The 25,165-nt window shown below is 62.3% G+C and carries 26 protein-coding genes; 2 read left to right on the top strand and 24 right to left on the bottom strand.

The window, feature by feature from the left end:
• Window positions 1-165: 165 nt before the first annotated feature.
• Entirely contained in the window at window positions 166-1,170 is a 1,005-nt protein-coding gene (locus RM533_RS09400; RefSeq protein WP_311340981.1) for a DUF2493 domain-containing protein, read from the bottom strand.
• 759 nt (window positions 1,171-1,929) lie between these two features.
• Here RM533_RS09400 and RM533_RS09395 point away from each other — a divergent pair.
• Window positions 1,930-2,742, top strand: coding sequence for a hypothetical protein (locus RM533_RS09395; protein WP_311340980.1), 813 nt, complete (start codon window positions 1,930-1,932; stop codon window positions 2,740-2,742).
• A gap of 53 nt (window positions 2,743-2,795) precedes the next feature.
• On the opposite strand, the gene RM533_RS09390 is transcribed toward RM533_RS09395, so the two are convergent.
• From RM533_RS09390 to RM533_RS09315, 16 genes are all read right to left on the bottom strand, one after another.
• On the bottom strand, window positions 2,796-3,062 hold the full coding sequence (locus tag RM533_RS09390) for a hypothetical protein (RefSeq protein WP_311340979.1): 267 nt from the start codon (window positions 3,060-3,062) through the stop codon (window positions 2,796-2,798).
• A gap of 60 nt (window positions 3,063-3,122) precedes the next feature.
• Window positions 3,123-3,458, bottom strand: coding sequence for a single-stranded DNA-binding protein (locus tag RM533_RS09385; protein WP_311340978.1), 336 nt, complete (start codon window positions 3,456-3,458; stop codon window positions 3,123-3,125).
• A gap of 1,029 nt (window positions 3,459-4,487) precedes the next feature.
• Window positions 4,488-4,988: a DUF736 domain-containing protein gene (locus RM533_RS09380; protein ID WP_311340972.1), complete on the bottom strand. Its 501-nt coding sequence runs from the start codon at window positions 4,986-4,988 to the stop codon at window positions 4,488-4,490.
• A 186-nt stretch (window positions 4,989-5,174) separates the two neighbouring features.
• Window positions 5,175-5,714: an RES family NAD+ phosphorylase gene (locus RM533_RS09375; RefSeq protein ID WP_311340977.1), complete on the bottom strand. Its 540-nt coding sequence runs from the start codon at window positions 5,712-5,714 to the stop codon at window positions 5,175-5,177.
• The gene (locus RM533_RS09370; RefSeq protein WP_311340976.1) at window positions 5,689-6,045 is read right to left on the bottom strand and encodes a hypothetical protein; all 357 of its coding nucleotides are present in this window, start codon (window positions 6,043-6,045) and stop codon (window positions 5,689-5,691) included. The genes RM533_RS09375 and RM533_RS09370 overlap by 26 nt, the downstream gene beginning before the upstream one ends.
• 320 nt (window positions 6,046-6,365) lie before the next feature.
• Window positions 6,366-6,677: a hypothetical protein gene (locus tag RM533_RS09365; RefSeq protein WP_311340975.1), complete on the bottom strand. Its 312-nt coding sequence runs from the start codon at window positions 6,675-6,677 to the stop codon at window positions 6,366-6,368.
• Window positions 6,674-7,357 (bottom strand): hypothetical protein, encoded by a 684-nt coding sequence (locus tag RM533_RS09360; protein ID WP_311340974.1) that lies wholly within the window; start codon window positions 7,355-7,357, stop codon window positions 6,674-6,676. Before RM533_RS09360 ends, RM533_RS09365 begins: the two co-directional genes overlap by 4 nt.
• 10 nt (window positions 7,358-7,367) lie before the next feature.
• Window positions 7,368-7,865 carry a hypothetical protein gene (locus RM533_RS09355; RefSeq protein ID WP_311340973.1) on the bottom strand — a complete coding sequence of 166 codons (498 nt, stop codon included), beginning with the start codon at window positions 7,863-7,865 and terminating at the stop codon, window positions 7,368-7,370.
• 157 nt (window positions 7,866-8,022) lie between these two features.
• Complete coding sequence (locus RM533_RS09350) at window positions 8,023-8,523, bottom strand: DUF736 domain-containing protein (RefSeq protein ID WP_311340972.1); 501 nt, start codon at window positions 8,521-8,523, stop codon at window positions 8,023-8,025.
• Between the two features lie 163 nt (window positions 8,524-8,686).
• Complete coding sequence (locus tag RM533_RS09345) at window positions 8,687-9,034, bottom strand: hypothetical protein (protein WP_311340971.1); 348 nt, start codon at window positions 9,032-9,034, stop codon at window positions 8,687-8,689.
• Between the two features lie 191 nt (window positions 9,035-9,225).
• The gene (locus RM533_RS09340) at window positions 9,226-9,594 is read right to left on the bottom strand and encodes a DUF3768 domain-containing protein (protein WP_311340970.1); all 369 of its coding nucleotides are present in this window, start codon (window positions 9,592-9,594) and stop codon (window positions 9,226-9,228) included.
• Window positions 9,587-10,489 (bottom strand): adenine nucleotide alpha hydrolase family protein, encoded by a 903-nt coding sequence (locus RM533_RS09335; protein WP_311340969.1) that lies wholly within the window; start codon window positions 10,487-10,489, stop codon window positions 9,587-9,589. Before RM533_RS09335 ends, RM533_RS09340 begins: the two co-directional genes overlap by 8 nt.
• Window positions 10,486-12,111, bottom strand: a complete 1,626-nt coding sequence (locus tag RM533_RS09330) for a hypothetical protein (RefSeq protein WP_311340968.1) — start codon at window positions 12,109-12,111, stop codon at window positions 10,486-10,488. Before RM533_RS09330 ends, RM533_RS09335 begins: the two co-directional genes overlap by 4 nt.
• A gap of 111 nt (window positions 12,112-12,222) precedes the next feature.
• Window positions 12,223-13,314, bottom strand: coding sequence for a phosphoadenosine phosphosulfate reductase family protein (locus RM533_RS09325; RefSeq protein WP_311340967.1), 1,092 nt, complete (start codon window positions 13,312-13,314; stop codon window positions 12,223-12,225).
• Window positions 13,311-13,946, bottom strand: coding sequence for a DUF7007 domain-containing protein (locus RM533_RS09320; protein WP_311340966.1), 636 nt, complete (start codon window positions 13,944-13,946; stop codon window positions 13,311-13,313). The genes RM533_RS09325 and RM533_RS09320 overlap by 4 nt, the downstream gene beginning before the upstream one ends.
• 47 nt (window positions 13,947-13,993) lie before the next feature.
• Entirely contained in the window at window positions 13,994-15,280 is a 1,287-nt protein-coding gene (locus RM533_RS09315) for a DUF8535 domain-containing protein (RefSeq protein ID WP_489752975.1), read from the bottom strand.
• A gap of 65 nt (window positions 15,281-15,345) precedes the next feature.
• Between RM533_RS09315 and RM533_RS09310 the strand changes: the two genes are divergently transcribed.
• Window positions 15,346-15,843, top strand: a complete 498-nt coding sequence (locus RM533_RS09310; RefSeq protein WP_311341065.1) for a hypothetical protein — start codon at window positions 15,346-15,348, stop codon at window positions 15,841-15,843.
• Here the strand turns inward: RM533_RS09310 and RM533_RS09305 are convergent, their stop codons facing one another.
• The 7 genes from RM533_RS09305 to RM533_RS09275 form a co-directional block, all read right to left on the bottom strand.
• The gene (locus RM533_RS09305) at window positions 15,844-16,044 is read right to left on the bottom strand and encodes a hypothetical protein (protein ID WP_311340964.1); all 201 of its coding nucleotides are present in this window, start codon (window positions 16,042-16,044) and stop codon (window positions 15,844-15,846) included.
• A 15-nt stretch (window positions 16,045-16,059) separates the two neighbouring features.
• Window positions 16,060-16,680, bottom strand: a complete 621-nt coding sequence (locus RM533_RS09300) for a DUF6927 domain-containing protein (RefSeq protein WP_311340963.1) — start codon at window positions 16,678-16,680, stop codon at window positions 16,060-16,062.
• 11 nt (window positions 16,681-16,691) lie between these two features.
• On the bottom strand, window positions 16,692-17,333 hold the full coding sequence (locus tag RM533_RS09295) for a hypothetical protein (RefSeq protein WP_311340962.1): 642 nt from the start codon (window positions 17,331-17,333) through the stop codon (window positions 16,692-16,694).
• A gap of 46 nt (window positions 17,334-17,379) precedes the next feature.
• Window positions 17,380-17,772: a hypothetical protein gene (locus RM533_RS09290; RefSeq protein ID WP_311340961.1), complete on the bottom strand. Its 393-nt coding sequence runs from the start codon at window positions 17,770-17,772 to the stop codon at window positions 17,380-17,382.
• Window positions 17,741-18,679 carry an ArdC family protein gene (locus RM533_RS09285; RefSeq protein WP_311340960.1) on the bottom strand — a complete coding sequence of 313 codons (939 nt, stop codon included), beginning with the start codon at window positions 18,677-18,679 and terminating at the stop codon, window positions 17,741-17,743. The genes RM533_RS09290 and RM533_RS09285 overlap by 32 nt, the downstream gene beginning before the upstream one ends.
• 79 nt (window positions 18,680-18,758) lie before the next feature.
• Complete coding sequence (locus RM533_RS09280; protein WP_311340959.1) at window positions 18,759-20,834, bottom strand: ParB/RepB/Spo0J family partition protein; 2,076 nt, start codon at window positions 20,832-20,834, stop codon at window positions 18,759-18,761.
• A gap of 80 nt (window positions 20,835-20,914) precedes the next feature.
• Entirely contained in the window at window positions 20,915-25,129 is a 4,215-nt protein-coding gene (locus RM533_RS09275; protein ID WP_311340958.1) for a strawberry notch-like NTP hydrolase domain-containing protein, read from the bottom strand.
• Window positions 25,130-25,165: the final 36 nt, after the last annotated feature.

The following is a 25,165-nucleotide window of genomic DNA, read 5'->3' as shown; positions in this document are numbered from 1 at the left end:
GGGCGGACAGTGCGCCCGTGACAGGCTGGGACATCGACGTAATGAGCCTCCGCTCGGTAGTAAGCGCCAAAACGGGCGACGGGGCTCGATGCCCCCTGAGCCGGTTCTGCCGAGAAAGAAAAGGAAGGGAGGCTCCGGCAGAAGCCGGAGCCTCCCGAGAGGCGCTCACCCGAAGGTGGACGCGCCGACCCGTTGCGTCTGCGGGCGCTGATCTGTGATCCGACGGATGTGGACCGGCACGCCTGCCTGACGCAGCCGCTGTGCAAGGTTCGACTGGATGCCGGAGCCTTCACCCACGATCCCTTCCACCGGGCCCAGCTTGACCATGTTCTCGTTGCGGAGAAACGGAGCGCGGTTGCCGTGGCGTCGGTCGGGCATGAAGAGGATCGTCTGCACGCCGTTCTTTTGTGCCCATGCGTGGGCCATCGCGTCGACACCCTTGCGCATTCCGGTCGTTCCGAGGACCATGTTGGGCACGCGCGACTTGATGTCGTCGAGGATGTTCCAGATCATCTCGAAGTCGTACCATTCCTTCATGCCGCCCGACGCGACGACCAGCGGCCCTTCGGGCTGGAATTGCGCCCTCCGGTCCTTTGCCCGGGCGGCGAGGAAGTCGCGTGCCTGGATCTGCGAGGCGGTCACGCCGTTCTTGCTGACTTGCGATCCGCGGGTTGCGGTGAACGGACGTCCGGTCTCAACCCGGTATACGTCCGAAGCGTGATCCCGCATTGCCTCGAGCGCTTCGCGGCATCCCTGAAGGGTCTGCACCAGCATTTGTGTCTCTTCGAGCTCGACCGCGTAGATCTCGGAAGGATCGAAGTGGCGTGCCATCTCTCCGAGCTTCTTCGCCGCATCGTCCTCGCGTCCTTCGACCAGGCGTGCGGTCATGTGGAAGGAATTGACCATCCCCCAGGAGAGCTGCTGGGCGAATTCCTCCATGCGGGTGTCCTTCAGGACGTCGAACACGGTGCCAATCGCCAGTTCCACTGCAGCCCGGGCCATGTCCGGATCGGGCATCTCGGCGGCCACCGGCTCGTCGACGACGGTCAGCTTCGCCATGTCGCTCTGCTCGAGGAAGGCGCCGTCATAGGCGGCGGTGACGTCGGAACGGGTGTCTGCCAGTTCCATGCGGGCGTTCGCGAGATCGGCGAAATTGTTGAACTTTTGCATTGGTAGCCTCCATTGGTTTGTGTCCGTCATCTTGTGATGACGGGGTCCAATGGTGCGCAGCGGACAAGCGAGGTCAGGGACGTTAACCGGGAAGCCGGCACGTCAGGGCCGGACCCCGGTTAACGCCTACGGGCCGTGGGGGAGCCGATTTTTTTGCCGTCGGGAAAAAATTGGGGGAACCGCGGATCCTTGACCGGATCCTTGCCGCAAGTATCCTTCGGACCCCATCACACGAGGATGCAATCAAACAGACCCTCCCCCTCCCCTTTGCTTGAGAATATCGGGCTCCCGCAGGAGCTGCGGCAGACAGGCCGGGGCGTCTCGCGCGCGCGGCAACGCCAGGGGTCGTTGCGCTCGCGCAGCCGTTCCGGACGCGAGCGGCGGGACCGATAGCCCGCGGGGCGAAACCGTAGAGTGGAGGCCCGCCCGTAGGCCGCATCGGGTTTCAAGGAACGTGGAAGTCTGTGGGGCGCCAGTTAGCCTTTGAGGCCATGCCGGCCGGAGGGCGAGCCGATGCATTCTGCCCCGCTCTTCTGGCCGCAGCGCGATAGCGCGGTGGGCGGCTGTCCCGCCATGCGATCGTGACCCGGATGGGCCGAGACCCGCAGGGGCTCGGTGGAGCTTGGTGACGCGGCGAGCCCTAGCGAAGCCAGGGCCGCAAGGAAGCTAGCGCAATAGAGCGCGGTCCGGCCGGAGGACGGGAGGCGGCAACGATTTTTGTGTCGCCTGCATAAGAGTCTCATTATCCTGACGACGATCATGGAGCGTCCAAGGCACTTAAACAGTCTCGGCTATGTAATCGCAGGCAGCGCCACTGAGCGTGCGTCCTCCCAGGCCATGATCGCATGGGGTGAGAAGCCGAACGGGGTGCTTGTGCATATTGACGACGCCGCCGCAGGGCTGGCCGATGGTCTCAAATGTGCTTGCGGTGCGCCGCTTGTTGCGCGCAAAGGCAAGATTCGGGTTCACCACTTTGCCCATAAGGCGGGCACCGTTAAGGCTTGCGAACAGGCCCAATTGAAAGCGCTTGGTCAGTTCGCTCGCAAAACCTTCCTGCAGGCTGGAGAGCTCATTCTGCCGCCCATTGGGGGACGGCGGTTGACCGTAACGGTCGATGACATCCGCAATGAGATTTTCGGGCAATGCGCGGGTGTCTGGATCACGACAGTAAGGGGAGAAAAGCGCAGTGAAATTGCGGTCTTGCTTGTTGTAAGACGTGGTCGGCAACGGCCGTCAAAGGCTCATTTCGAAGCCTTGAAAAAGTCTGCGATGTGGATTGATCTGACGGCCTATCGCAATCGCGCGGACCACGAAATCGTTCATGCCATGACCGCTGCCCATGATCGTGATTGGATCTTTAATGCTCGTCATCCCGATCGCAGGGTACGCAGCGCTTCAAATGAGGCGACGCCGGAAAATCCTCAGAGCTTGCCGCCGCGACGCGCGATCGCATCCCCACCCAAAGTGAAACCCTCAATTACGGAAGATGAGTGGCAAAGATTACATTACACGGAGCTGCGCCGCCGCGTATTTGGCTGGAGCGATAAGGAGTGGAGAGGTCGACGGCGGTGATGGACGTGGCGGTGTCGCGTATTTGCGGGAAGGGTTGCCATTGGTCGGTCCTTTCAGGCCGCGCGCGGTAGCGTTGCGGCGATCTCGGCACGTTGTGCTGCAAGCGTCGCGAGATGATGAACATAGATCGGGCCGAATGCGAGCGTTTCGGCCAGGTTTTCGTCGGTTTCCACAATGTCGAACGCAGTGTAGCGATCGAGTGCATCGAGATCGATGTGTTCGAGCAGTTGCTCGCGGCGGTCGGCGAAGCGGGTCAGTTCGTTGAGCTTGTGCTCGGCACGTGCGACGTCGCGCTCGGCGAAGAGGCCGAAGTCCTTCATGGCAATTCTCCTGCGGTAGTTGGTGAAAGGGCGGCGCTCGTGCGCCGCCCTCCTGGTCGATCAGATGAACTCGACGTTTTCGGCGATGATCTCGCAGCCGTAGCGATCGTTGCCGTCGGCATCCTGCCAGCGTGAGTAGTGCAGGCGGCCGGAGACAGCGAGCTGGTCGCCCTTCGACTTGTGCTCGCGAAGCGGAAGACCCATCCCGTTGAAGACGGTGATCTTGTGAAACTCGGCGTCCGTTTTGGTGTAGCCGGTTTCCGGATCCTTCTGGACGCGGCCGTCGCGGATGAGGGGACGTTCGGTGACGAGGAGCAGCTCGGTGACTTTGGTCTTGGCGCTGTCGCGGGCGACGGGGTCCTTGGCCAAGCGGCCCACCAGGTTGACGTTGTTCATTTCGTAAGCCTCCATTGGTCCCGGCGGACCGTCCGCCGGTGCCCTGAACGAGCCCCGGAAGGAGGGATGGGTCACCGCGCACTCGTGCGCGGGAAACCTCGAAAATCGAGGTGGTGCGGGCAGCTCGCGAAGCGAGCAACACGGCTCGCATTTTCAGGTTGGCCCTAATCCCGACCGGAGGGGCAGGGGCACTAGGCGGCGGACGGACCGCGCAGAGATCAATGGGACTGATCCGAGTATTAACGTCGACCGGCATGGTCGCTTGGCCTGTAGGATCCGGCCCGCGACATTGGCGAGATCGCTCCAGCCATGCTGATTTCGGCTACCGAGGCAATACGGCCACAAGACCGTGATATCCGGTTCGAACCGCTACTCCTCTGGGGCCGGTCGCAAGAGCATCGTCACCGGGTGTTTCACGCGGAAGTGGCCATGTGAGCGACCTCGCCCACCGGACGCTACGATCGTGCCGGGAAGCCGGGGGTTATCTGCCGGCATGGGGGTACCCACGACGCAGTTCGCAGCGCCGGGGCGGTGCGCGAGTGCCGCTTGTTTCTATTGCGTCTATGGCTCTGCCTGATTGGAGGGTGAGCTTTCGTCGGCAAGCTCGATCGTTGCAAGTGCCGCGTCGACGAGTGCCAGGCAGCGCCGGATCGAAAGTAAGAATGTCATGGCCGACGATTCTCATCTCACTTCTACTCGCCACCGCTTCATCTACGATGGACGTTAGTAACCTTGGCCCGAGGACGCCCTCGGAGATTGGCAAGCCTGTCGGAATTCAATCACAATGTCCGGACCGCAGCAACGCGGTTCACGCTCAATCGGCTGCAACGCTCGCCGAGATGCAGCCACCGGCCAAGCGGTATTTACGCGAACCTAAGCCTAGAATGCTGGCGTACGGATCATTCCCTTTCCCTTGCTGGCGGCGCAGGAGCTGGTGGCAGTAAAAAGGCCCGCCCGCGGGGGGTCGCGGACGGGCCTTCGGGGATGGCCGATGCGGGAGGGGTCGCACCGGCCCGGGGACGCGGTTGGTCAGGCGTCGGCGGTCTCCTTCGCCTTGCTCTTCGCCTTCGGCGAGGGAGCGGTGCTCTCGCCCAGGCCGTCGCCGCCGGCGGTCGAACCGGCCTGCTCGGGCTCGTCGCCGGTCGCGGTGGCGGTCAGCGGCGGCAGCGTGTCTTCGCCTTCGCTCGCCATGCCGGGGAGCGTGCGCTTGCGCTGCGGGCGGCGCCAGGCGACGTTGTAGGTGCCGTCTTCCTGGCGGAACATGGCGACGTCGATGGGCTTCTCCAGCGAGGGATCGTCGATCCGGCCCGAGAGGAACACTTCACCCGTCTCGTTGGACGAGTATTCCCACAGCGCGCCGACCTTCACCCAGCTGCGGCGGTCGGCCGACAGCGCCATGACGTCGAAGGCGGGGGCGCGCTCGTTGGTCGAGACGAACTCGCGCAGGGCGATGGTGGCGGCGAATGCCATGGTGACGATGCGGCCGATGTGAACGCCGTCTGCGTTGGCCTTGAGGGTACCGATGTTCATGGGAAGTTCTCCTGATGCTCTGTCCGAACCCCTTGTCCGGACCATTTTCCTTCATCCCTCCCTCCCCCCGGGCGCAGCCCGGCAGCGCGCGCCAATCGCCGTAGGCGCGCGCCAATCCGCACCCGACCCGCCGGGAGGGAGCGTCGCGTTTGAAAAGTTTTGATCCCCGGGTGATTGGCGCGAAAATTACCGACGCCAGGAGGATCGATCTCTAGGGAGCACGCCATGCGTGTCTTCGACCGCGACAGTCGTTCCGCCCTGCTCGTTCCAGCGCCAGAGGACGAGGTTGATCCCCGCCGCTTGGCTCGAGGGATAGATCAGACCATCGAAACCCTTCTCGATGAGATCGGCGGCCGCCTTTTGACTGGGAGCTGGTGTGTGTTCGAAATCCGGACCCCACCATGCGGTTTCGACGAGATCGTCGCGGAGGCCGAAGCGCGCTCGGAAGCTTTCGTCGCGGTAATCGCCGATCTTCCCGCCCGACACCTGGTAGCGCACGAGCGTGATCGGGATGAAGTCCTGGACCTGCTGGTTGGATTCCTTGACGGCGGTGAGCGGATCGAACGAGAGGTACAGGGCTTCCTGACCGCTCCTGTTCCACCGGCCCCCGGCGATTGCGGCTCCCGCTCCGCTTGTGGGCGTGGAGGCCCATTCGGGCGTGTGTGCCCGGAAACAGCTTGTTCGGTCCATGTCGGCAGGTTCAGGCGTAGACGCCGTTGTAAACATTCCGCAGGTGTCCCTGCACCCAGCCTGCGTTACCGTCCTTGACATGCTCCATTGCGGTCTTCGTCCCCATCGAGACGATCGGAGTGTACTTGAACCATACGACGGCCCGGTCCTCGGTGCCGGCCATCTCTGCTGCTTGCGACAGCAGCCTTACCAGCGGCGTCAGCGCATCGCGTCCCTTCTTGCCCAGTGGTTCGGTCGACAGCGTATTACGGCTTACGCCGACCAGCTCGGCGAGCTCGGACATCGAGATGCGCAGTGTAGCCGCCAAGGCCTTCGGATCGATTTCTCCGGCATCAAGAACGTCGTCGAGCAATTTAGGGATCATCATCGTTCTCCTTGACGCAATATAGGGCATTGCCTGCTCAAAATCCAGTTAAATGCGTATCAATTTTTGTGGATCATGCTTCTCCAAGCTCGGCGATTACCTGATCCGCATGGACGGGAGGGACAAACCATGCGCGGAACCTGGGTTTCCAGGCACCTCGGCATTGCATCAGTTCGGCCACAAGATCGCCCTGCGGTGATCCCGGGGGTGTCCAGAGCGAGACGTCGCCATTGTGGAAGTGTGTGATCCACACCTTCCCGTGACTCGTATCGATCGTTTCCTTCATCGGCATTGCCGCTTGCTGTGCGACACCGATCATTCGGTCAAGTTTGCGAAGCACGTCGCGCGTTTCGCAGATGTCGTGCGGCGATAGCGTGATCCTTCCGCCGCAGCTTGGCCTGGAGGGCCCCCGTCTCTTCGCGGTGCGCGGATCGGGCCGCGCCCAGATGGTGTTGGTATCGTCTTTCGTGCGCTGGCGTCCAGCTCGTCGAGTGGCGCCCGAACGTGTAGGGCAGAAGATCGGATGCTTTGACCTTGCTTTCCGCTTCTTGCGCGAGGCGGCCGTTGATACGGATCAGAAGTTGCCGCGTCTCCTCGCGCCGAGCACGCATCCTTGCAAGCTCCGGATCCGTCATTGCGGCCACCGCGGCATTGTGATCCATTCGGGCTCGTCGCCGGCGATCGGCGGGTCGGTCTTCTCAGCCTGTCTCGGCGTGTAGACGGTGGCGTCGGCCAAGCGGCCGAAGCCGCTATGGTCGTTCCAGAACGATAGGCCGTGTTCGAGGTCGCGCGTCGCGAGGACGAGCGGTCGCGCGTCCTCGTTTTCGATTTGCGCCAGGGCCTCCGATAGGCCTTCTTGGGTGCCGCGGAAAACGATCGCGTCCGCTGTTATTAGCACGAAGCCCCCTCCAAACTCGTCCGGACGAAGCTTGCTGCAGCCGTAGGCGTAGCAGAATCCCGTCGGCAGCGCGCTCGGACACGCGGCCTGCATGATCTTGGCTATTGTCTCCGGGTCAATCTGGTCTCCGCTGATGATGATCCGTTCGTGGTCCGTCTTCGTGGGGCCCATGTGGTGAATGTCGAAGTCGGCAATCGGATAGTTGCCATCGCTGAAAAGGGCTCGGTAGGCTTCGAATGGATCCTCGTCGGAGCCGGGAAAGGCATTCTTGAAACGTGCCGAGCGCTTCTCGAACTGCTGTCGCCATTCCGTTTCGGGCACCTGCGAAAGCTGGAGATCGACGATTTCGTTCAGAAACTCGATGTCTTTGACGTGCGCTTCTATTACGAAGGACGCCTTCGTGTAATGATCGGCCATTCTGGTTTCCTCAGGCTATTGCCGCTTCTGCGATTTCCGGGAATGCAGAGCGTAGATTGGTGTTCAATGTCTCGAATTCGTCGGGGAAGAAGCTCCCGCCCGGAAGCGGCCGTGTCGTGTTGATTGCACCGCGGATGGCTTCGTTGATAAATCGGGCGGCCTGCGTGGCGTTCTTCAGGTGGCCCGGGTCTGGCGGACTGAAGCCGGCATGGAGCCACCGCTCGAATCCTGTCTCGACCTTTTCGATGTAGTGGGCATGAGATCCATCGTCCTTCGCTGGATCCACGACAGCCTCGAGCGTGTGGTACGTTCCGAAGTCGTGACGGTTCGCGCGTGACCGTAACTCGATGCCTTCGGGCGGAGTTCCGTAAAGCGCGAGCAGGCCCGCCCTGTAGAGGGCGACTTCGGCTCGGTTGCGGGTCCAGAAGCCGGGCGTGTGACCAAGCTTCGCGCAGTCTTCTCCCCAAGGCGAACCTCCGAGGTCCAGGGAGTAGGGTTTCTTGTCCATTTGAGCCTCTTTCTGTTCGCCGTTTGCCCACCCCCTTTCCCTTGCTGGCGGCGCAGGAGCTGGTGGCAGTAAAAAGGCCCGCCCGCGGGGGGTCGCGGACGGGCCTTCGGGGATGGCCGATGCGGGAGGGGTCGCACCGGCCCGGGGACGCGGTTGGTCAGGCGTCGGCGGTCTCCTTCGCCTTGCTCTTCGCCTTCGGCGAGGGAGCGGTGCTCTCGCCCAGGCCGTCGCCGCCGGCGGTCGAACCGGCCTGCTCGGGCTCGTCGCCGGTCGCGGTGGCGGTCAGCGGCGGCAGCGTGTCTTCGCCTTCGCTCGCCATGCCGGGGAGCGTGCGCTTGCGCTGCGGGCGGCGCCAGGCGACGTTGTAGGTGCCGTCTTCCTGGCGGAACATGGCGACGTCGATGGGCTTCTCCAGCGAGGGATCGTCGATCCGGCCCGAGAGGAACACTTCACCCGTCTCGTTGGACGAGTATTCCCACAGCGCGCCGACCTTCACCCAGCTGCGGCGGTCGGCCGACAGCGCCATGACGTCGAAGGCGGGGGCGCGCTCGTTGGTCGAGACGAACTCGCGCAGGGCGATGGTGGCGGCGAATGCCATGGTGACGATGCGGCCGATGTGAACGCCGTCTGCGTTGGCCTTGAGGGTACCGATGTTCATGGGAAGTTCTCCTGATGCTCTGTCCGAACCCCTTGTCCGGACCATTTTCCTTCATCCCTCCCTCCCCCCGGGCGCAGCCCGGCAGCGCGCGCCAATCGCCGTAGGCGCGCGCCAATCCGCACCCGACCCGCCGGGAGGGAGCGTCGCCGGCTTGCCGTGGTTTCTATGTCCTGTTCGACCTGTTGCGTGCTTCAAGTCGAGCTAGGAAGGCTTTCGCTTCGAGCTGGTTAGGCCCGTCCACTTTCGCCAACGTCTTCATCCGATCGATTTCTAGGCTCGCCGCGATCTCTGCAGGAACATCGCAGTATGGTTCGAGCAGCCTGATCGCGTCGACTGGTCTCGGTAGTTCGGCCTCGCTGGTTCCCACCCATAGAATCTCGATTTCTTCGTTCTCGTCGTTCGGATATCTTGCGAAAACCTGGGCGTAGAATGTCTGTAAAGGCCGATCCCAGCCAATCCAGGCAGACGTCGCCTCGACACCCTCTCGCAGCGGGATCTGATGGCGGCTCATGACTTCGTCCTGGTCTGGCGATGTTCGCAGTGGCGTCGTGCTCCCTCTGTGCTGGCGATGGCGCGGCGCACTCGTTCAAGTGCGCGCGGGCAGTCCGCGCTGCGAAGTGCCATGCGTGCCGCGCGGAGGTGTCGAAGAGCCTTGTCGACCTTCGGCTTGGTCGTCTCGTCTGCCGGCCTGATTGCCATTGCTCAATAATCCTCCGGTTTCATCAGCGTGATCGCCCGTCGGGTTTCGGCCGCGTTCGCGGGATCTTGCGAACCATACTCGAAGTCGGCGTCATAATAGTCGATTTTCATCATCACCTTGACGTCGTCGACCTCGAACCAGGCCATGTCGCGTTCGGGCGAATCCTTGGAGAATGTGCATTCGCGCATCGCTTTCATGACGCGGGCCTGCGCAAGGATATCATTGCTGCGCTTCCCGTCGCTGAGGCTGTCGAGGAGGTTCATGGTCAAGATGGTCCGTGCGGTGCGGTCGAGGCTGAGCCGTGCGCGGTCGTTGAGTGCGGCTATCCGCTCGGTCGTCGAAGGGCGCGTTTGTGCTAGGGCTTCAGACATGAGAAATCTCCTGTGCGTGGAATCGTTCGAGCCACGTGGCCATCGGATCGCGAAACTCGACTGGCTGTTTCGCGGCGCGTTTCTGGAAGGCCACGAGGTCCGCTGGTGCGCTGTCGATGATGCGATCTATCTCGTCGTTTTCGAGCAAGCCTTCGTTGCGGATGAAGTCGGTCATTCGGCCGGGCTTGGTCTTCGTCGATTTTCGCCAGAGGCCTTCGACCGTCCTGAGACGAGGCGCTGCTCGTGCCTCGATCAGCACGATTGTCCGCAGCCATTCGGGTGAAAGCGCGCGCACCTCGTCGGGCTTCATTGCAGTGCAGAACACGCAGGACGATTTTGGAGGTACCGGGAGGCCGGCCTCGATGATGCGGTTCGTGCACGCCGCTCGATCCCACCCCCAATCTCGTAGCGGGTAGAGGTTATCGAACAGGGGATCGTCGATTGTTCGTGCATGTGCGTACCGCTGGCCATCGCGCGGCGAGGCGTCGTAGCCGATATAGCGGATCACCTTCTCTCCTTCCGCCCAGGCATCGATGGCGGGTTGCCAGGTCTTGATGAACGCTTCCTGCGGGGCGGCCTTGTATTTGAGCGAACAGCTGTGCCGGCCGAACGCGATTGATGGCAGGCATCCGTTCGTGAGCAACGATTCCGTGAGGTCGCGGTAGGGTGGCCAGTTCTTGAAGCGCTTGGCTTCGTAGCGGACGACCTCGTAGGCAATGGAGCGCTCCGCCATCCACCACCGCATTTTGTCCTGAAAGGCGTAGGTTTCGGGTTTTTCCGCTCCGGTGTCGGCGGTGAGAACAAGGTCGGGTGCTTCGCCCCGGCTTTCGAGCTCGATCAGGAGGGCGGTGCTGTCAACGCCCATGCCGTAACTCAGTACGCGCGGCGCGGTCATGCCGGTTTCGTTTCGTCGGAGACTTGGACCTCGATCGCGCTATCGTGCGCGAATGTTATCGCCACTCTTTTCCCTTTTGGAAGGATCCACATTATGCGCGCCACCGCATCGCGGAATTGTGAAGCAATGGCGGCGTCTTCGCCTACGAGAATGCGGAATGCCAGTTCGCGCGCGTCGCGAAGAAACCGGTCGTGCTGGGTATCCCAGCTGTCGGCATCGGAATCGTTCCATGCGGAGAAGCAGGCGTTGTCCAGGAGGTCCACGAGGCCTTCGGGCTGCATGCCGTCCGAAGGCAGATAAGCGATGCTAACGTCCTCGATTCCGTCGGAGCAGCAACCGTCGGGAAAGGTCAGCACGAGATCTGCGGTCACCCGTTCGCGCCGCGCATCGCTGCGACCCTGTTTCTCGATCGCGAATTCGAGGCTTATCTCTTGTGCGACGGTGACCGTTGCGAGCGGCGGCTCGGCGGCGATCGCGTCGACCTTGTGAATAAGGCCATCTGCGTGAACGATGAAGGTCGGATCGCTCAGCTCGCGCAGCTCGTCATACCAGCGGTACCCTTCGAAGGCGGTGTTGCGGTCGACCAGCTTGTCGCGGATGGGGCTTCCCCGCAGCGAGTCGGCGATCGCCTGTCCGAAATGTGCTTCGTGGGCGTCCATGAGGAACTCGTCGCCGGTGATCGTCCGGCTCCCATGCGTTGACAACGGCTTCGGCCTCCGCGAGGGGACGCCGAGTTCGATCGCCCGCCGGTAACGATCGAAGGTGAGGCTGTGCGAGGCTTGCGCCGCGATCGCGCGGTAGCAGGCGGCCTCGCAGGCGACTTTCAATGCGTCCAGCCCGGCGTTCTCTACGAATTCCTTGCGCGCCGGAAGAACGAGTTGCAGTTCGGGCGTGTGCCCGATGTCGATCCGGGCGTGGATTTCCTGTCTGCCGACCTGGGGAATCTGGAAGAGCCGTGCAAAGACCGTGACTCCGTGGAAGTTCACCGTCGGCGTCCGGTGGTAAGGTCGGCCTTGGAAGATGCCGATACGGCTTCCGCGCCAGTCCTCGATATGGATCGCCTCGCACAGGAAATCCTTTTTGGGCATTTCCTTGCCATGAAAGCGGACGGGCACCGGGAAGAACTGCACGGCTTCCCGAAGAGCATTCTCGGCTGTTCCTTCATCACCGTCGGGGACAACGAATGAGACGGAGGTCCCTGTGGTCCTGTTGGAGCGGTCGACAACGATATCGACATCTCCCGTCCAGGCATCAGGCGCGATTTCGATCCGCCAGGCATTGCTCGACGAGCTAGGTCGGGATTCGATTACCGTCGCCTTCCCGGCTAGGCTGAACACGCCCATTCCTGCGGGGTCTTCGCCGTTGGCGACGGCGGAATCCCATCGCGATGCTCCCAAGGCGAGAACGCGTGCCGGATCGTCAATCCCGCAACCATCGTCGTCGATGGTAATTCGCAAGCCGTCTTCTTGATGCATCGCGGTAACGTTGGCGACACTCGCGCCGGCCCGGCGAGCGTTCTGCAGGAGTTCGTTAAGGATGTCGCTCAGCGAGCCGTTGAACAGACGCGTTACCTTTCCTATCGTCTCGGGGCTCACGCTCGCACGAATGGGTTCGTATTTCATCGGGTGCCTCCTTGTTGGACTGATTCCCGGCTTCCTCTCCCCCTCCCCTTTGTCCGAGATGGCCTGGAGCGATGGCGCGGGCGTTGCCCGGCTTTCTTCATCGGTAGTCGATCAAGCCGCCTTGGCGGCGTGGAGCTCGGCAAACCGCTCGCGGATCGTCCGCGCGTCGGGCCAGTGGTTGGCGAGATTGTGGGCCGCGGTCATTTCGCTCCGTACGCGGTGAATAGTGCGTGCTTCGTCGAGCGTGGGAACGCGTGGTGGCCACCCCTTCATGAACCGGAGGTCGTCGGGCAAACCGCTCTCGATTGTACGGCGGCGTTCCGCCATCAATTTGGCTTTCCTGATCGCAGCCGTTCCCTGCGCGTCGAGGAGGTGTGGGCTGACGTCGGCGAGCCAGCGCCCCGGTTGGAACGAGAATCCGGATTTGGCCTCGATCCCGACGATTACGCGATAGGCGGGGTGATTGCCTTCGCATGTCGACGCGACTGCGAGGTTGTTGAGTCCTGCAAGCACGCAGTAGCTGCAGCTCAAACGGTCCGCACCGCGGCCGTAGGCCTCGTGCAGCGGGATGCGGCGCGTGGCGTGATAGGCGAACACGTCGCGCGCCGACCAGTCGACGATCGGATGCCACGTCAGCATGGTCGTTCCTGCCCGGTTTCCGACAGGCGCAAAGCGGGTATCAGGCTTGCTGATCGGGGCTTTGAACCTGGCGATGCTTTCCTCGCGGCGAATGCCGATCACAGAAATGACGATTTCTCCCGCAAACCTCTTTCTGAGATCGGCACCGATCGGTTGCACCTTGGTCTCACCCGTACAGAAGCGCAGGCGTGCGGAGGAAAACGGCGACACGAGCTGGTATGTCTCGAGGTTCTCATATCGGCGGAGCGAACTCTCCCAGCGCTGTTCCCATCGCTGAATAAGGCCGCCGGCCTTGCGCCTCACGACGGACAGCTCGGCGGCAAGCATGGTCGCGATTGTCTCGACGAACCCGGGCGTGGATGGCCATTCGATCATGCCAAGATCCGCATGGATGGCATGGCGCCGATCGCGCGGATGTCCGATCCGGTCAAGATGTGTTTCGACGGCAAAAGCGGCCGCGCTGGAATCCTTCCCGCCCGAAAGGCTGTAAACGACATGTGCACCATCGGACAGAGCCGAGGCGACCGCATCGTCGATGGAGATGGGTCGGTCCTGCGCGGTCATGCCACCCTCTTCGGCCGAAGCTCGGCAGGGGGATTGATGATCTCGTGGGGGATCGAGGCAAGAACTAAGACCTCGCCGCGCTGGGAATAGGCGTCCTTGTCGAGCAGCGCGCAGACCTCGTCGTCGGCGTACGTCGGGCGTCCAAGATGATTTACTGAGGCGAGCCGGCGGGCGATGACGCCGATCTTTCCCTTCGGCACCCACTCGGCCCAATCGCCCCACGCGCTGGTCGTGCAGAACTCGCCTATGGCGGCCTGGTATGCTGCCCGAGTGCGCAGGACATGCGATTCGTTGGGTGCGACGGCTTCGCCGGTATGTGCAGCGAAACGGTCGGGGTGCCAGCACCGGGCGGTGTCGCGCGCGAGCTGCAGGAAATCTGCAGTGCAGGTTTTCTGCAGTGCAAGTTCTCCTTCGAAAGCCAGGTAGACCAGACACCAGTCGGCGTCTTCCTCGTAGGCGTTTCCATCGAGACGGAGCACTTCGGGCATGGCGTCCTGTCGCGCATCCGAGAGGAGAAGGCCGCCGTGGCTGACCGTCATAACGGACCAGATGCCAGGTGCGAGCTGATCGCCCTGCTGGATTGCCCCCCAGGGCGATGTCTCCGGCCGGGGCGAGAAAGGGAATACCGGCATGAACGAAACCTCCTTATGGTTCGCTCAACCCCTCCCCCCTCCCCCTTTTAGCCTATGATCTGCCTCGCGCGTTTTGTGATAACGTCTGCGGTAATCTCGCCCAACGGCAGCGCGACGACAGGGCCGATTTCGAGAAGCCGGTCATGTTCTATGCCGCGAAGCTCAAGATATCCGGTGTCGGCGGACTGGAGTACCTGGAGCGCGAATGTGATCTGCCTCTGCGAGGCCTGGTCTTTGACCGCTACCAGGAAGTCGGGCCTCGCGGATCCATGTTCGGTCTCGACGTCGAAAAGGATTTTCTTGACCGCCATGCGGATGCCGTGACGCCGTAGGCTGTATTGCGCTTTCTGGAGTTCCAGCAGGATATTCCGATCGTGGTCTCGTTCTGCCGGCACGAACTGGTTGCCGGTGAATACGGGCTGCGCATAGGCCCGCAGGGCTCGGTAGCCCTCACGTTTACTGTGTTCACCGACGACGGCGAGCACGAGAAACGGGGGTTGGACTTCGGCTCGAATGATTCCGGTGTGCTGTATGCGATTTCGGATTTGCACTGTGCCGAGCCCGGTTACGATCTCGCTGCTTGTCACTTCGCTCGCTTCAAGAAGGAGGAAGGCCTGCGGCGCGTATTCTTCCGGCCAGTCGTCTTCGGCCTCGCGCAGTCTCGCATGGACCTTGCGTTTCTCGTACTCGATCGCGTTCGTGTAGAAATGATGAGCGAGCTTGATGCCCGGAGCGATTTCGAACTGTTCGGCCACCTCGCGCAAGCACTTCATCTCTGCGCTTATCGAGCCGTCGCGCGGACCCTCTGGCGGAAGCTCGCGCAATACGTTTGATCGCGCGCGTTCGAGCAGAAGCCAGAGGAGTTTGCCAAGCCTGGGGATGGCGACGCCGCGGGACCGGTCGTCCGGCTCGCTTTCATCGGGTTTCTGGGCGAGCTTCTCCGGCGCTTTCTGGTGCGCGTTGAACAGTCCCTTGGGCTGCTCGATCTCGTAGAGTGTGTCGCGGCCGGTTTCGCGGATACGTTGCGGCGCTTGCGGCATGTAGAATGGGCACCCAGGGCTGTGGCTCGGACGAGCGGTCAGGCGGCGGAGATAATAGGTTTCCTGGAAGCTGAGATAAGCGGGGCTCATGAGCGGCGGCGAGCGATCTTCCGCCAGGCAGTCGCAGGCGAGCCATTTGCCGTTCTCGCGTGAGGTCACGACGAGCGAGACCGAGGCTCGGTGATCCGCCTCATCGCCTTTGCCCGTATACCATCGCACCAGCGCTGCTTTCAGCCCGTCGCTGATAGCGACGCGGTTCGTCATGCCGCTGGTATCTTTGGGTATGAGCCACATGACCTAGACCAGTTGACGTGCCTTTTTGTTCACTCTATGTTCATCGCATAGAGGAGTTTTGTGTGATGAACAAGGCATTCGCGGTTGGTCAGTTCGATCTGGATATTGCGCTTCTTGATGCGTCGTTCGACGAGATGAACCGCGCTACCCGCCGGTCGCTTGCGAATGCGTCGATCGGCGTCGAAGCGTTCGACGCGTATCATTCGGCCCGGGAGCTTTTCGAGACTCTTGAGGCGCTTCACGAAGGCCAGTGCGGAGCCAAGCGCAAGCTTGCCCAGGTTCTTTCCTGCGAGTGCGACGATTATCAGCGTTGTCTGTATTACACGGTTGCCGGTCGCGGTGTCTTGCAGATGCTGGACGATCTCGAATGGTTGATCGACCTGCTGAAGGCGCGCTGCGAGGTTTCTGCCGGTCTCTTCCGTTCAGGGACGCCGCCGCTCGTGCAGATCAATCCCTACGTCTCTGCTGAGCCGGATGGACCTGTACCGGCCCGTGGTGGCGAGTTCGAGCAGGGCGCTTCGTGGTTCCTGGATCCGGCCCTCGGCGGCGAAGTCGGCGAGTAGTCAGAGCAGGATCACCTGCAGCTCGAATGTTGCCGGATCATGGCCATGTGACGGCGTGACGCGCAGCGGCTGCAGCGGGCACTCGGTGCGCACGACGGCGTGATCCTCGCCGGTGGCTTCCGAAAGCCGGAGCGCCAGCCTTTCGGCGTTGTTTCTTCCGCATAGCTGGTGGCGCCTGGGATCGAGACTTTCGCATTCCATCGTGGAAAATCCGGTTCATGCGGCAGGGAAGAAAGTCTTCGCGACCTTCGGTTCGCGGACGATCTCGAACCGGCGTTCGAGAAGGCCGGATATCTTAAATCGGCCGCGACCATCGGTTAGCGTCAGGACGGCCTTCTTCCCTTCCCGCCGAATTCGAAACTCGCGATGCTCGCTGCCGTCGGTGAAGCGCATCGGTTCCGGAAAGCGGATGAGGTCACCATCGTTGACGCGGCGCTCCTTCAGTGCCAGCAAACGGTAGCAGCGCCGTCGCCAGTCGAGCGCGAACGGATGCAACGTCGGTGAAAGAAGCGCGAGGACGCTGCGCGGACAGGTCGCTTCGCTTGGGCCCACGGTTTCGTCCATATCCTTGTAGCCGAAGATGTACCCGTCGGCCGCGCGGGGGTTCCAGCGCACCAGGCAGATGATTGCGGTGACATAGATCCTCGCGCCCTTCTCGTCGTAACGTTCGGCCGCGGCATAGTAGGCGCTGCCTGAGTAGACGCTTTTCAGCACGCGGAGGCCTTGGAAGGGTTTGTCTCCCTCAGCCCTGCGTTCGTAGGTCAGCTGGGCGTCGAGATAGGCCTTGGGCGTCTCGTGCCCGCCCATGCCCATGTGCGTCATCGTAAACCATCCCATGTCGGGTTCCTTCAGATGAGACCGGCTTGCGCCTGCACTGGAAGTTTCAGTTCTCTTGCGATCCGCTTCGCGAGGGCCGGAATGTCTTGCAGCACCGTGATCGGGGCCTTGCGCATCGTAGCCCCGGGCGGTTTCCAGTGCAGGTTTCGCCAAGCTACACCTGGTTCGCCGAAGCGCTCAGGGGAAATGCGGACATACAACCCTCTCGCTTCTAGCGTGTGATCTCCGGCGAGCGATTCCTGCGGCGTCGTGTATCCGAGGCGATAGTCGTTGAGCGTCATGCCGAGTTCGAACGCGATCATGCGGAGGGTCCGCGATCCTTCGCGGCGATAGTGGCGAAGCTCCTCTTGCCGGTAGTCGATACCGCGTCGTACCAGCGCCACGATCGCGGGCGATCGCTTCAAGTCTGCAAGCTTATCGATGCACTGCCGTCGTAGGTCTGCATCCTCGGTATCTTGGCGGGTTCGCACCCCTTCTGCGATCCGGGAGAGATGCCGCGTAAGTAGGAGCACCGCCGGACAATCCGCGGCCGTCCTTCCGGCAAGGCGAGCATCTTCGATCGCCTCATTGAGCGCGCGTATGGCGGTATCGTATGTCGTTAGACCATCGGGCTCGAGGGCTCGGCGGTAGCGGTAGTCGATGTCGCATGTCATGGGTTCGCCCTTCCATTGCTGAAGCAATGACCCCCTCCCCCTCCCCTCAATGCAGCGATCTAGATATCGCCGTCAGGGCATTTCCTGGCAGCGGCTCGAAGGCGATCGGCTTGAGGAATACCTCTGGTGCGACCTGCTCGAGGATGCGGGCGATGGCGGAGAAGGCGACGCCGGATCCCTCGGTGGAGATCACCAGCAATGATCCGCCGTCCTCGTGTCCTGAAAGGTTCCATCCGGCGGGACCTTCGCCCAGAAGGCTGTCGAGTACGTTGCAGGATTCTCTGGCCGGGAAGTTGTGCAGCATCCGCTCTCTGAGCGCCGGCCCGATCAGTACGCGCTCGCCATCCACAAGGTCTGTCGCGTATTGGTGGAGCTGTGCGAGGCGCACGATCGCTTCGAGACCGGGCTCAAGCGTAAGCCTGAAGTGCAGCCGTCTCATGGCCCTTCTCCTCGGCTTCGCTGTCGTATCCGGAGAACGCCGCGAGATAGTTGAAGGCCTGGTCGGCCTTGGCGGCGGCGGTGATGATGGCGCTCTTGTCGGACTTCAGGATTTCGAGCCAATGGCCGATATAGCTGGCATGGCTTTCGTGCAGGTCGGCGGGAAGGCCGAGCTCGTAGCAGATGCGGGCCGAAATCTGTTCTGCGACGAGCTCTTCGAAGGCGTATCCTTTATCTCCGAAGCGTTTTCCGAAGGTGCGGGCGAGCCTGCTGGGATGGCCCGTCCAGTGCCCGGTCTCGTGGGCGAGTGTCGCGGCGAGGCCATCCTCGTCGACGAAGCTGTGACGGTGAGGCATCTGGATGAAGTCGCTGCCCGGGGAATAGAACGCCCGATCCCCTCCGTAGCGGACGTCGCTCGGAATGGGCCTGAAGAACGCCTCTATCGCGGCAGTCTTCTGCGACGGCGTCGGCGGTGTCTCCGGGATCGGGGCGGGGTCGAAGTGGACCGGCAGGCCGTCGATCTGCGAGGCGTTGAACACGGAATAGGCGCGCATGAAGCGGATCGTGCGCGAGGATTCCTCTCCGGTTGCCCGATCAACCTCGGTTTTTTTCGTCGTGTTGAAATAGATGCTGGGTTCGGCGCCCTCGCCCTGCCGGACCTGTCCGCCGAGCTCCTGTGCCTGGCGATACGTCATCCAATAGCGCGACTGGTACCCCATCGCATCGGCCACGGCCCACAGGTAGAGCCGGTTGATGCCGGTGTATGGCACGCCGTTCGCGCGCAGCGGCGCGCCGCCGGCCCCCGTTTTCTTCCAGGGACGGCGCCAGGGCAGCGTGCCCTCTTCGATCTTTCGAATAATGAGGTTCGTGATGTCCTGCGCGACGTCGCGCTTTGCGGATCGTTTCATGATGTGTCTCCGGGCATGAAAAAGGCCCGGTCGCTCGGTGGAGCGGCCGGGCCAGTGCATCAGGAGGGTTGCGGCGCCTTCAGGCGTCCACCGCCGCTTCTTCGTCGACGTCTTCGGGTTCCTCGAAGGTCGGTTCTCCGTTTGCGTCCGCGCGATCGGTGTCGTCGTCGGGTTCGACCGGTGTATCGTCCTCGCCGCCGGGATCCTGTGCGAAGTCGAATTTCATCGCTTCCGGCAGCCAGGCGAGAGCGCGTTCCTTGATGTCTTCCTCGACGATCGCATCGCCAGAGAAGAGCTTCTCGCACGTCTTCGACAGTTCGGCCTTCTTCGAGGCTGCGTACCGCGCCGCCAGTTCGGCTCCCCCGATATCGGTGAGCGCGGCGAGGCAGGACGTCTTGTTGATGCGGTCGAAAAGGTTCTCCGAAGTCGGCCGCCACATGGTCGCGGCGTCGACGTCGAGGATATTTCCGAGGACCGCATGAATCGGATGATATTCCGAATTGTAGCCCTTCTTCGCCTCCAGCGAGACCGCGACCACGTAGGACAGCCATGCAGCTTTGGCCTCGTCGTCGAGTTCGCGGAAGGCCAGGAAACGCTGTGCGACCTCCTTGGGCTCGTGCCAGGTCTTGTCGAGTGCATCTTCCGCCTGTGCGAGGATGCCTTCGGCTGCCGACTGCGGGATGTCGCCGTAAGCTGGATCTTGGGGCTTGCCCGCCTTGAGCGAGGTTCCCTTGCTCTCGTAGCTGCGATCGTCGCAGAGTGCGAAAATTGCATAGTCGAGTGCAAGTCCAGGATCGCCGAGAAGCGATGCGGCGAGGATGTTTCGGCGCTGGACGGAGAGCTCGTCGAACAGCTTCGCGCTGATCGGCTTCTCACCGCCCGGGGCGACTGCTTCGGGGGTCGACGGGCGAGCGGTCGAGCTGCCGGTGCTCCCGCTGGCCGGCATGTCTTCGCTGGTCGCGGTGACGTTGCCGTCCTCATCCTGCTCGAAGCTGAGGCGCTTTTCGCTGTAATAGTCGCTTTCCAGCACCATCTCGCCCTTGCTGGTCAGGATGAGAAAACGGCCAGCTTCACCGTGCCATTCCCCCGGCAGCTCACGGACCGGATTGTTGAGATCGTCGCGTTCGTTCGACAGCGTGTCGTATTCGACCTCGAGCTTGTCGAGATCCACGCCCTCGTCTTCCCGCTGGCTCTCGTCCTCGAAGATCGCGTTGATGTCGTCCATCCGTGCGTCGATCTCGTCGATGCGAGTGCGTGCCTCCTCGGAGAGCGGCGCAGGGGGCAGGCGCACCGGGTTGACGCCGAGTTCGCTGCGGGCGCTCCACGAATTGGTGGCAGCGACGGGGTTGATCCAGGCGAGCCCTGTTTCAGCCGCCAGACGTTCGGCCTCCGCCTCCATCTTGGCGCCCGCGAGCTGATGCGCGATTTCCACGTCGATCCAGCGATCGTCGGCCGCTTCGCTGAAAAGGTCGCGTTCGATCTTGCCACCGGCCGCGACATATGCGTCTTCACCGACGAGAAGCGCGATTGGATCGTTGCCGCGCAGCGAGCCATCCGCGATCATTCGCCGGATGCCGTCCGCACTGGGGTTCCATGCGTGGCGCATCTGTTCGAATACGCGCAGTTGCACCTCGTGCTGGTCGGTTGCGGCGTAGGCCTTGGCGATGTCCAGCGTGATGTCGCCGACTGCGAGTGCTTCGAAGATTGGACCGGCAAGGTTGGCGAGCCGCAGACGCCCGTCGACGAAGCGCTGCGTCAGTCCGAAACGCTTCGCAACCGCGGCGGTGTCGCCGTCTTCCTTGATGAAATGCTGGAAGGCCTGGCATTCCTCGGCCGGCGTCATCTGCAGACGCTGGAAGTTCTCCGCCAGCGAGACTTCGCTCGGATTGTGTTCGCGGCGATCGATGACGAGGCAGGGCACTTCGAAGTCTGCATCCATGCCGCCCCGCTCGACGATGCGGTGCATCGCGCGCATCCGCTTCCCGCCGCCGATCACTTCGTAGCGGCCGCGCTTCTTCGCCTTGGCGACGATGAGGTTCTGAAGGACGCCGCGTGCTTCGATGTCGAAGGAAAGACGTTCCTCGAATTCGGGATTGGGCCGCTTGCAAACGTTGTCTTCGCTCTGGTCGAGCTTGCTCAACGGGATGAGTTGCATGATCGTATCTCCTGATGGTCGACCGGCGATTCACCGGACACCAATCCCCCTCCCCCTCCCCTTTGACCGGGCATGAGAAATTAGAGAGGCGCGAGAAGAGCCCTGATTACGGGTTCAGGATTGTCTACGGGAACGAATATGCGCGTCCGATATGCGATGATTTCGGTGAAGCACCCGATGCTTTTCAGCCATTCGATCTGGTCGACCGGCGCACCGGCAATCTCGACCCTGAGATCTCCCGCGACGCGGGAGCGCTTCAGGACTGCGCTAAACGGTTGCTCGATGGTGATGCTGCGATTTTCCATGAGCGCCTTGACGACAGCCTCATCGGTAAGCGTCACATTCGAATTGACGCCGAACGCTTTCAGCACGCCCGCTACATCCGTGTCGTAGACGATGCGGCCGAGCCAGCTGCGGCCCTCGAGGTCGACAATGCGGTTGACCTCGAGATAGTCGCGGGGAAGGTTCGACCAGATCGGGAGCAGCAGTCCGGTTGCGAGGTGGATCGTTTCGGTGTGCAAACGCGAAGCGCTGTCTTTGGCCTCGGCCTGCCACAGCCTCGCGAAGCGAGGCTCCGCACATTCGACCCAGGCGGATTCTTCGAGGTCGCGCAGCTGATGATATTCGCGGCGTAGCGGTCGGTGCAGGATGACCCGCTGGATCAACTCACCCTTCTCGGTCATGAAATGGCGCGACGGCTCGCACAGCGCCGCTTTGTCGCTCTGGGTGTTGCGCATGAGTATGCAGCCGTCCGACCATTCGCGCCGCTCCAGTACTCTTTCCAACGTGATCGGTTGATAGCGGGTCGTGAGATCGATGCGGAGCAGGTGGGACGTGGCGCCGGTGCGATCGTCGGTACGCAGTACTATATCCTCGACCACGCTGGCGCTTTCGACCTGGATCGTCTCGACCCCGACATCGAGCGTGCCTGCATCCCGCGCGGCCGATACCCGAGCTTCCACCAGTGCCAGGAATTCGTCGAATATTGCATTCTGCATCGCGATCGGGAGCGCCAAAATGCGATTGAGCCAGCGCTGTATGGGCGGGAGATCCTCCTCCAATATGCCGTCGGCGGAAGCGATCTTGAGACCGATGCGCTTTTGAAAGTCGATCAGCGTGGCGCTGGAGAGCTTGCCCTCGACCAGGAGGCCGAACCACGTGATGAGAGCCGCCTTTGCGTATTCGCTTTCGAGGTTATCGGCCGGGTCGAACAGGTTCTGCCCGCCCGTCTGACGCTGTCCGCGGGTCAGCGCGCCCAGGCTGTCGAGCCGCCGAGCGATGGTGCTGGTGAAGCGCAGCTCGCCCTTGCAGTTCGTCGTCACCGGTCGGAACAAGGGCGTCTCGGCTTGATGCGTGCGGTGCGTGCGCCCAAGGCCCTGGATGGCGCGATCGGCGCGCCAACCCGGCTCGAGGAGGAAGTGGACGCGCTGGCGCTGGTTTTCGGCATCAAGGCTGGCATGATACGAGCGGCCGGTCCCGCCGGCATCGCTGAATACGAGGATGTTCTTGCGCCCGTCCATGAAATGATCGGTCTCGGACTGATTCGTGCGCGCCGATCGCGTCTCCAGCTTCTGGCTCCCGTTCCCCTGGGTTACGAGGCGTTTGGAGCGTCCTGTCACTTCGGCGACCTTCTCGGTGCCATAGTGTTCGATGATCCCGTCGAGCGCGGGTTTGATCGGGGGAAGCGCGCATAGATGCTCGATGAGCCTCTGCTTCTTCTCGATCGCCTCGGCGTTGTGGACCGGGCGGCCCTCCTCATCGAACATCGGCATAGAGCGTTCTTCGCCCGTCTCATCGACGAAAACTTGCATCTGCTGGGTGGGGAAAGCGCGTTCGAGATAATCGATGACGTTCTCGCGAGGACTGAGATCGAGATCCAGCTCTGCTCGTTCTTCAGGGGAGAGACTGTCGAGCCTCCTGTCCAGAATGCTCTCGGCTGTTGAGACAAGCTGGACCACAATCGCCTTGCCGGCATCGATATGTTCGTTGATCGCCGCGATCAAAGTTGGCAGCTTCATCGAGAGAAGAACCTGGTTGAAGAAGCGCTGCTTTGCACCTTCGAAGCGGGAGCGCGCCGCGGCCTTCGCTCCGCTGTTGAGCGTGTCGCCGTCGAGATCGTTAACGACGTTCGTGAGCGCAAGCGCTTCCTCCATGTTCTGATGGATGATCGCCCATGCGTCCGCGTAAGTGTCGTAGACGGCGATCTGCTGGTTCGTCAGGTCGTGCTTGAGCACTTCGTACTCGACGCCAGCGAAGCTCAGCGCACGCGCTTGGTAGAGCCCGAGCGCCTTGAGGTCGCGGGACACAAGCTCCATCGCGGCGATCCCGCCCGATCTAATCTGGCTGATGAAGTCCTCGCGGTTGGAGAATGCGGTTCCCGGTCCCCACAGCCCGAGGCGAACGGCATAGGCGAGATTGTTGACATCGGACGCGCCGGTGGCGGAAGCGTATAGGACGCGCGCGTCGGGAAGGTGGTTCTGAAGAAGAACGCCGGCGATGCCTTGCAGAGATCCCGCCTTGGCGCCGCGGGCTCCCTCCCCCCCTGCGACGCCGCCCATTTCGTGACTCTCGTCGAAGGCGATGATGCCGTCGAAGTCGGTGCTGGCCCAATCCAGAAGCTGCTTGAGACGGGTCGCGTCTTGGCGCTGGCTGCGCAGTGTCGGATAGGTCACGAAGAGGATACCGTCGCGGAAGGGAAGCTCTTCATCGATCTTCCAGCTCGAAAGCGGTTGGATGTCGGCCGGCAACCCGCCGATCGCGGACCAGTCACGCCGGGCGTCTTCGAGAAGGCTCTCGTTCTTCGATATCCAGATCGCCTGTCTGCGTCCCGCCAGCCAGTTGTCGAGGATGCAGGCGGCAATCTGTCGTCCCTTGCCCGCCCCGGTGCCATCGCCGAGGAAATAACCCTTCCGGTAGGACCGTCCGTCTTCGGAAAGCGTGAGTCCTACGCCCTCCTCCGACGGGACGAACTTGCCCGGCAGAAATTGGGTCCATGCATTCCCGGCGTAGATGATCGTCTCGAGCTGCGCTTCCGAAAGCTGGGCCTCGCTCAAAATCCTATCATGAAGACGCGGCACATAGTCCGGCACTGGTGCGGGGATCGATCCCATGGCGACGCTTTCGACCAGCGGCGTCGGGTGTTCGCGTGATCCCTGGATCTCGATCCGGCTCGGCCGATAAGGAACGTAGACTCCGGATTGGGTCCCGAGCGCGCGCGGTGCGTCCAGCGTGGCGTAGCCCACCGCCACGATCTCTCGCGCCGCAAGCTTCCGTTCGATCTTGGGTGTCGTCCGCGGCTTGGCGCGCATCGACTTGAACAGGCTCGCTGCCTTCGGCTTTGCCGGAGCTGGTCGTGGCGGTGCTTCCGATCCGATGGGCGCGCGCTTCACGATCGGGAAGCAGTCGGCGAGCTCACTGACGGTATCCCGAGCGATGATCGACGGTTTCTTGTTGCCGGGAATCTTGTCGATGACCATCATCCGCACAGCCACGCTCGTACCCTGCTTGTGATAGCATTTGGCGAGCCTGCATGATGTCTGCACGGTGCAGTTCGTGAACGTGTCCTCGTAGATCCGAAGCATCTTCGCGCGTGTGGTGAACCAGTCTGGCATGATTGCCACGACCCGGCCCCCAGGGCTGAGCTTGGACAGGGCGGCACGCAGATGTCGGACAGCGGCGAACTCATCGACTCCCCTGCCCTGCGAGCGCGAGAATGGTGGGTTCATGAGGATCAGTGTGGGGCGGAGGTCGTGGGACGCGAGCGAGGTGAGCATCGCTCCGTCGAAACCGGTTATTATGGCCTGGTCGAAAAGCAGCGCCAGTTTCTCTTGGCGGCTTTGATCGAGTTCGTTGAGGTGGATCTGTGCGACGGGAGGCAACATGCTTACGAGGGCACCGTGCCCTGCGCTCGGCTCCAGGACGATGTCGTTACTGCGCGGTTGTGCGGCGACTATGGCCAATGCAGCGAGGTCCGCAGGGGTCGAGAACTGCTGGAAGCGGACCTGGTTCTCGCTCCTGACTGACTGTGTCGGGAGGGACTCTACGAGTGCGGAAATCCACGGTATGTCTTGCAGCGAGACGCTGGCGCGGGCGGACAGGTGAAGCGTCAATCCCGCTTCGAGAAGATCATAGGCATCGCGCTGCGTCCACGTACCATTCGCCGACGTGCAGCCATGCAGCTGCTCCATGGTCGCAAAAAGCGTCTTCTTGGTGAGGCTGTCCTCCGTAATAAGTCGAGCGACATCGCCAATCGCGGCTTTGAGGCGCTGGTCGGATATTTCGAATAGGTCGGTCACGGTCTGCTCCTGATGCTGATCCGCAACCAATCTTCC

Source organism: Croceicoccus esteveae (assembly GCF_031846435.1).
GTDB classification, from domain to species: Bacteria; Pseudomonadota; Alphaproteobacteria; order Sphingomonadales; family Sphingomonadaceae; genus Croceicoccus; species Croceicoccus esteveae.
Note: the sequence above shows the minus strand (reverse complement) of the source record. Positions and strands in the feature narration are given on the sequence as shown.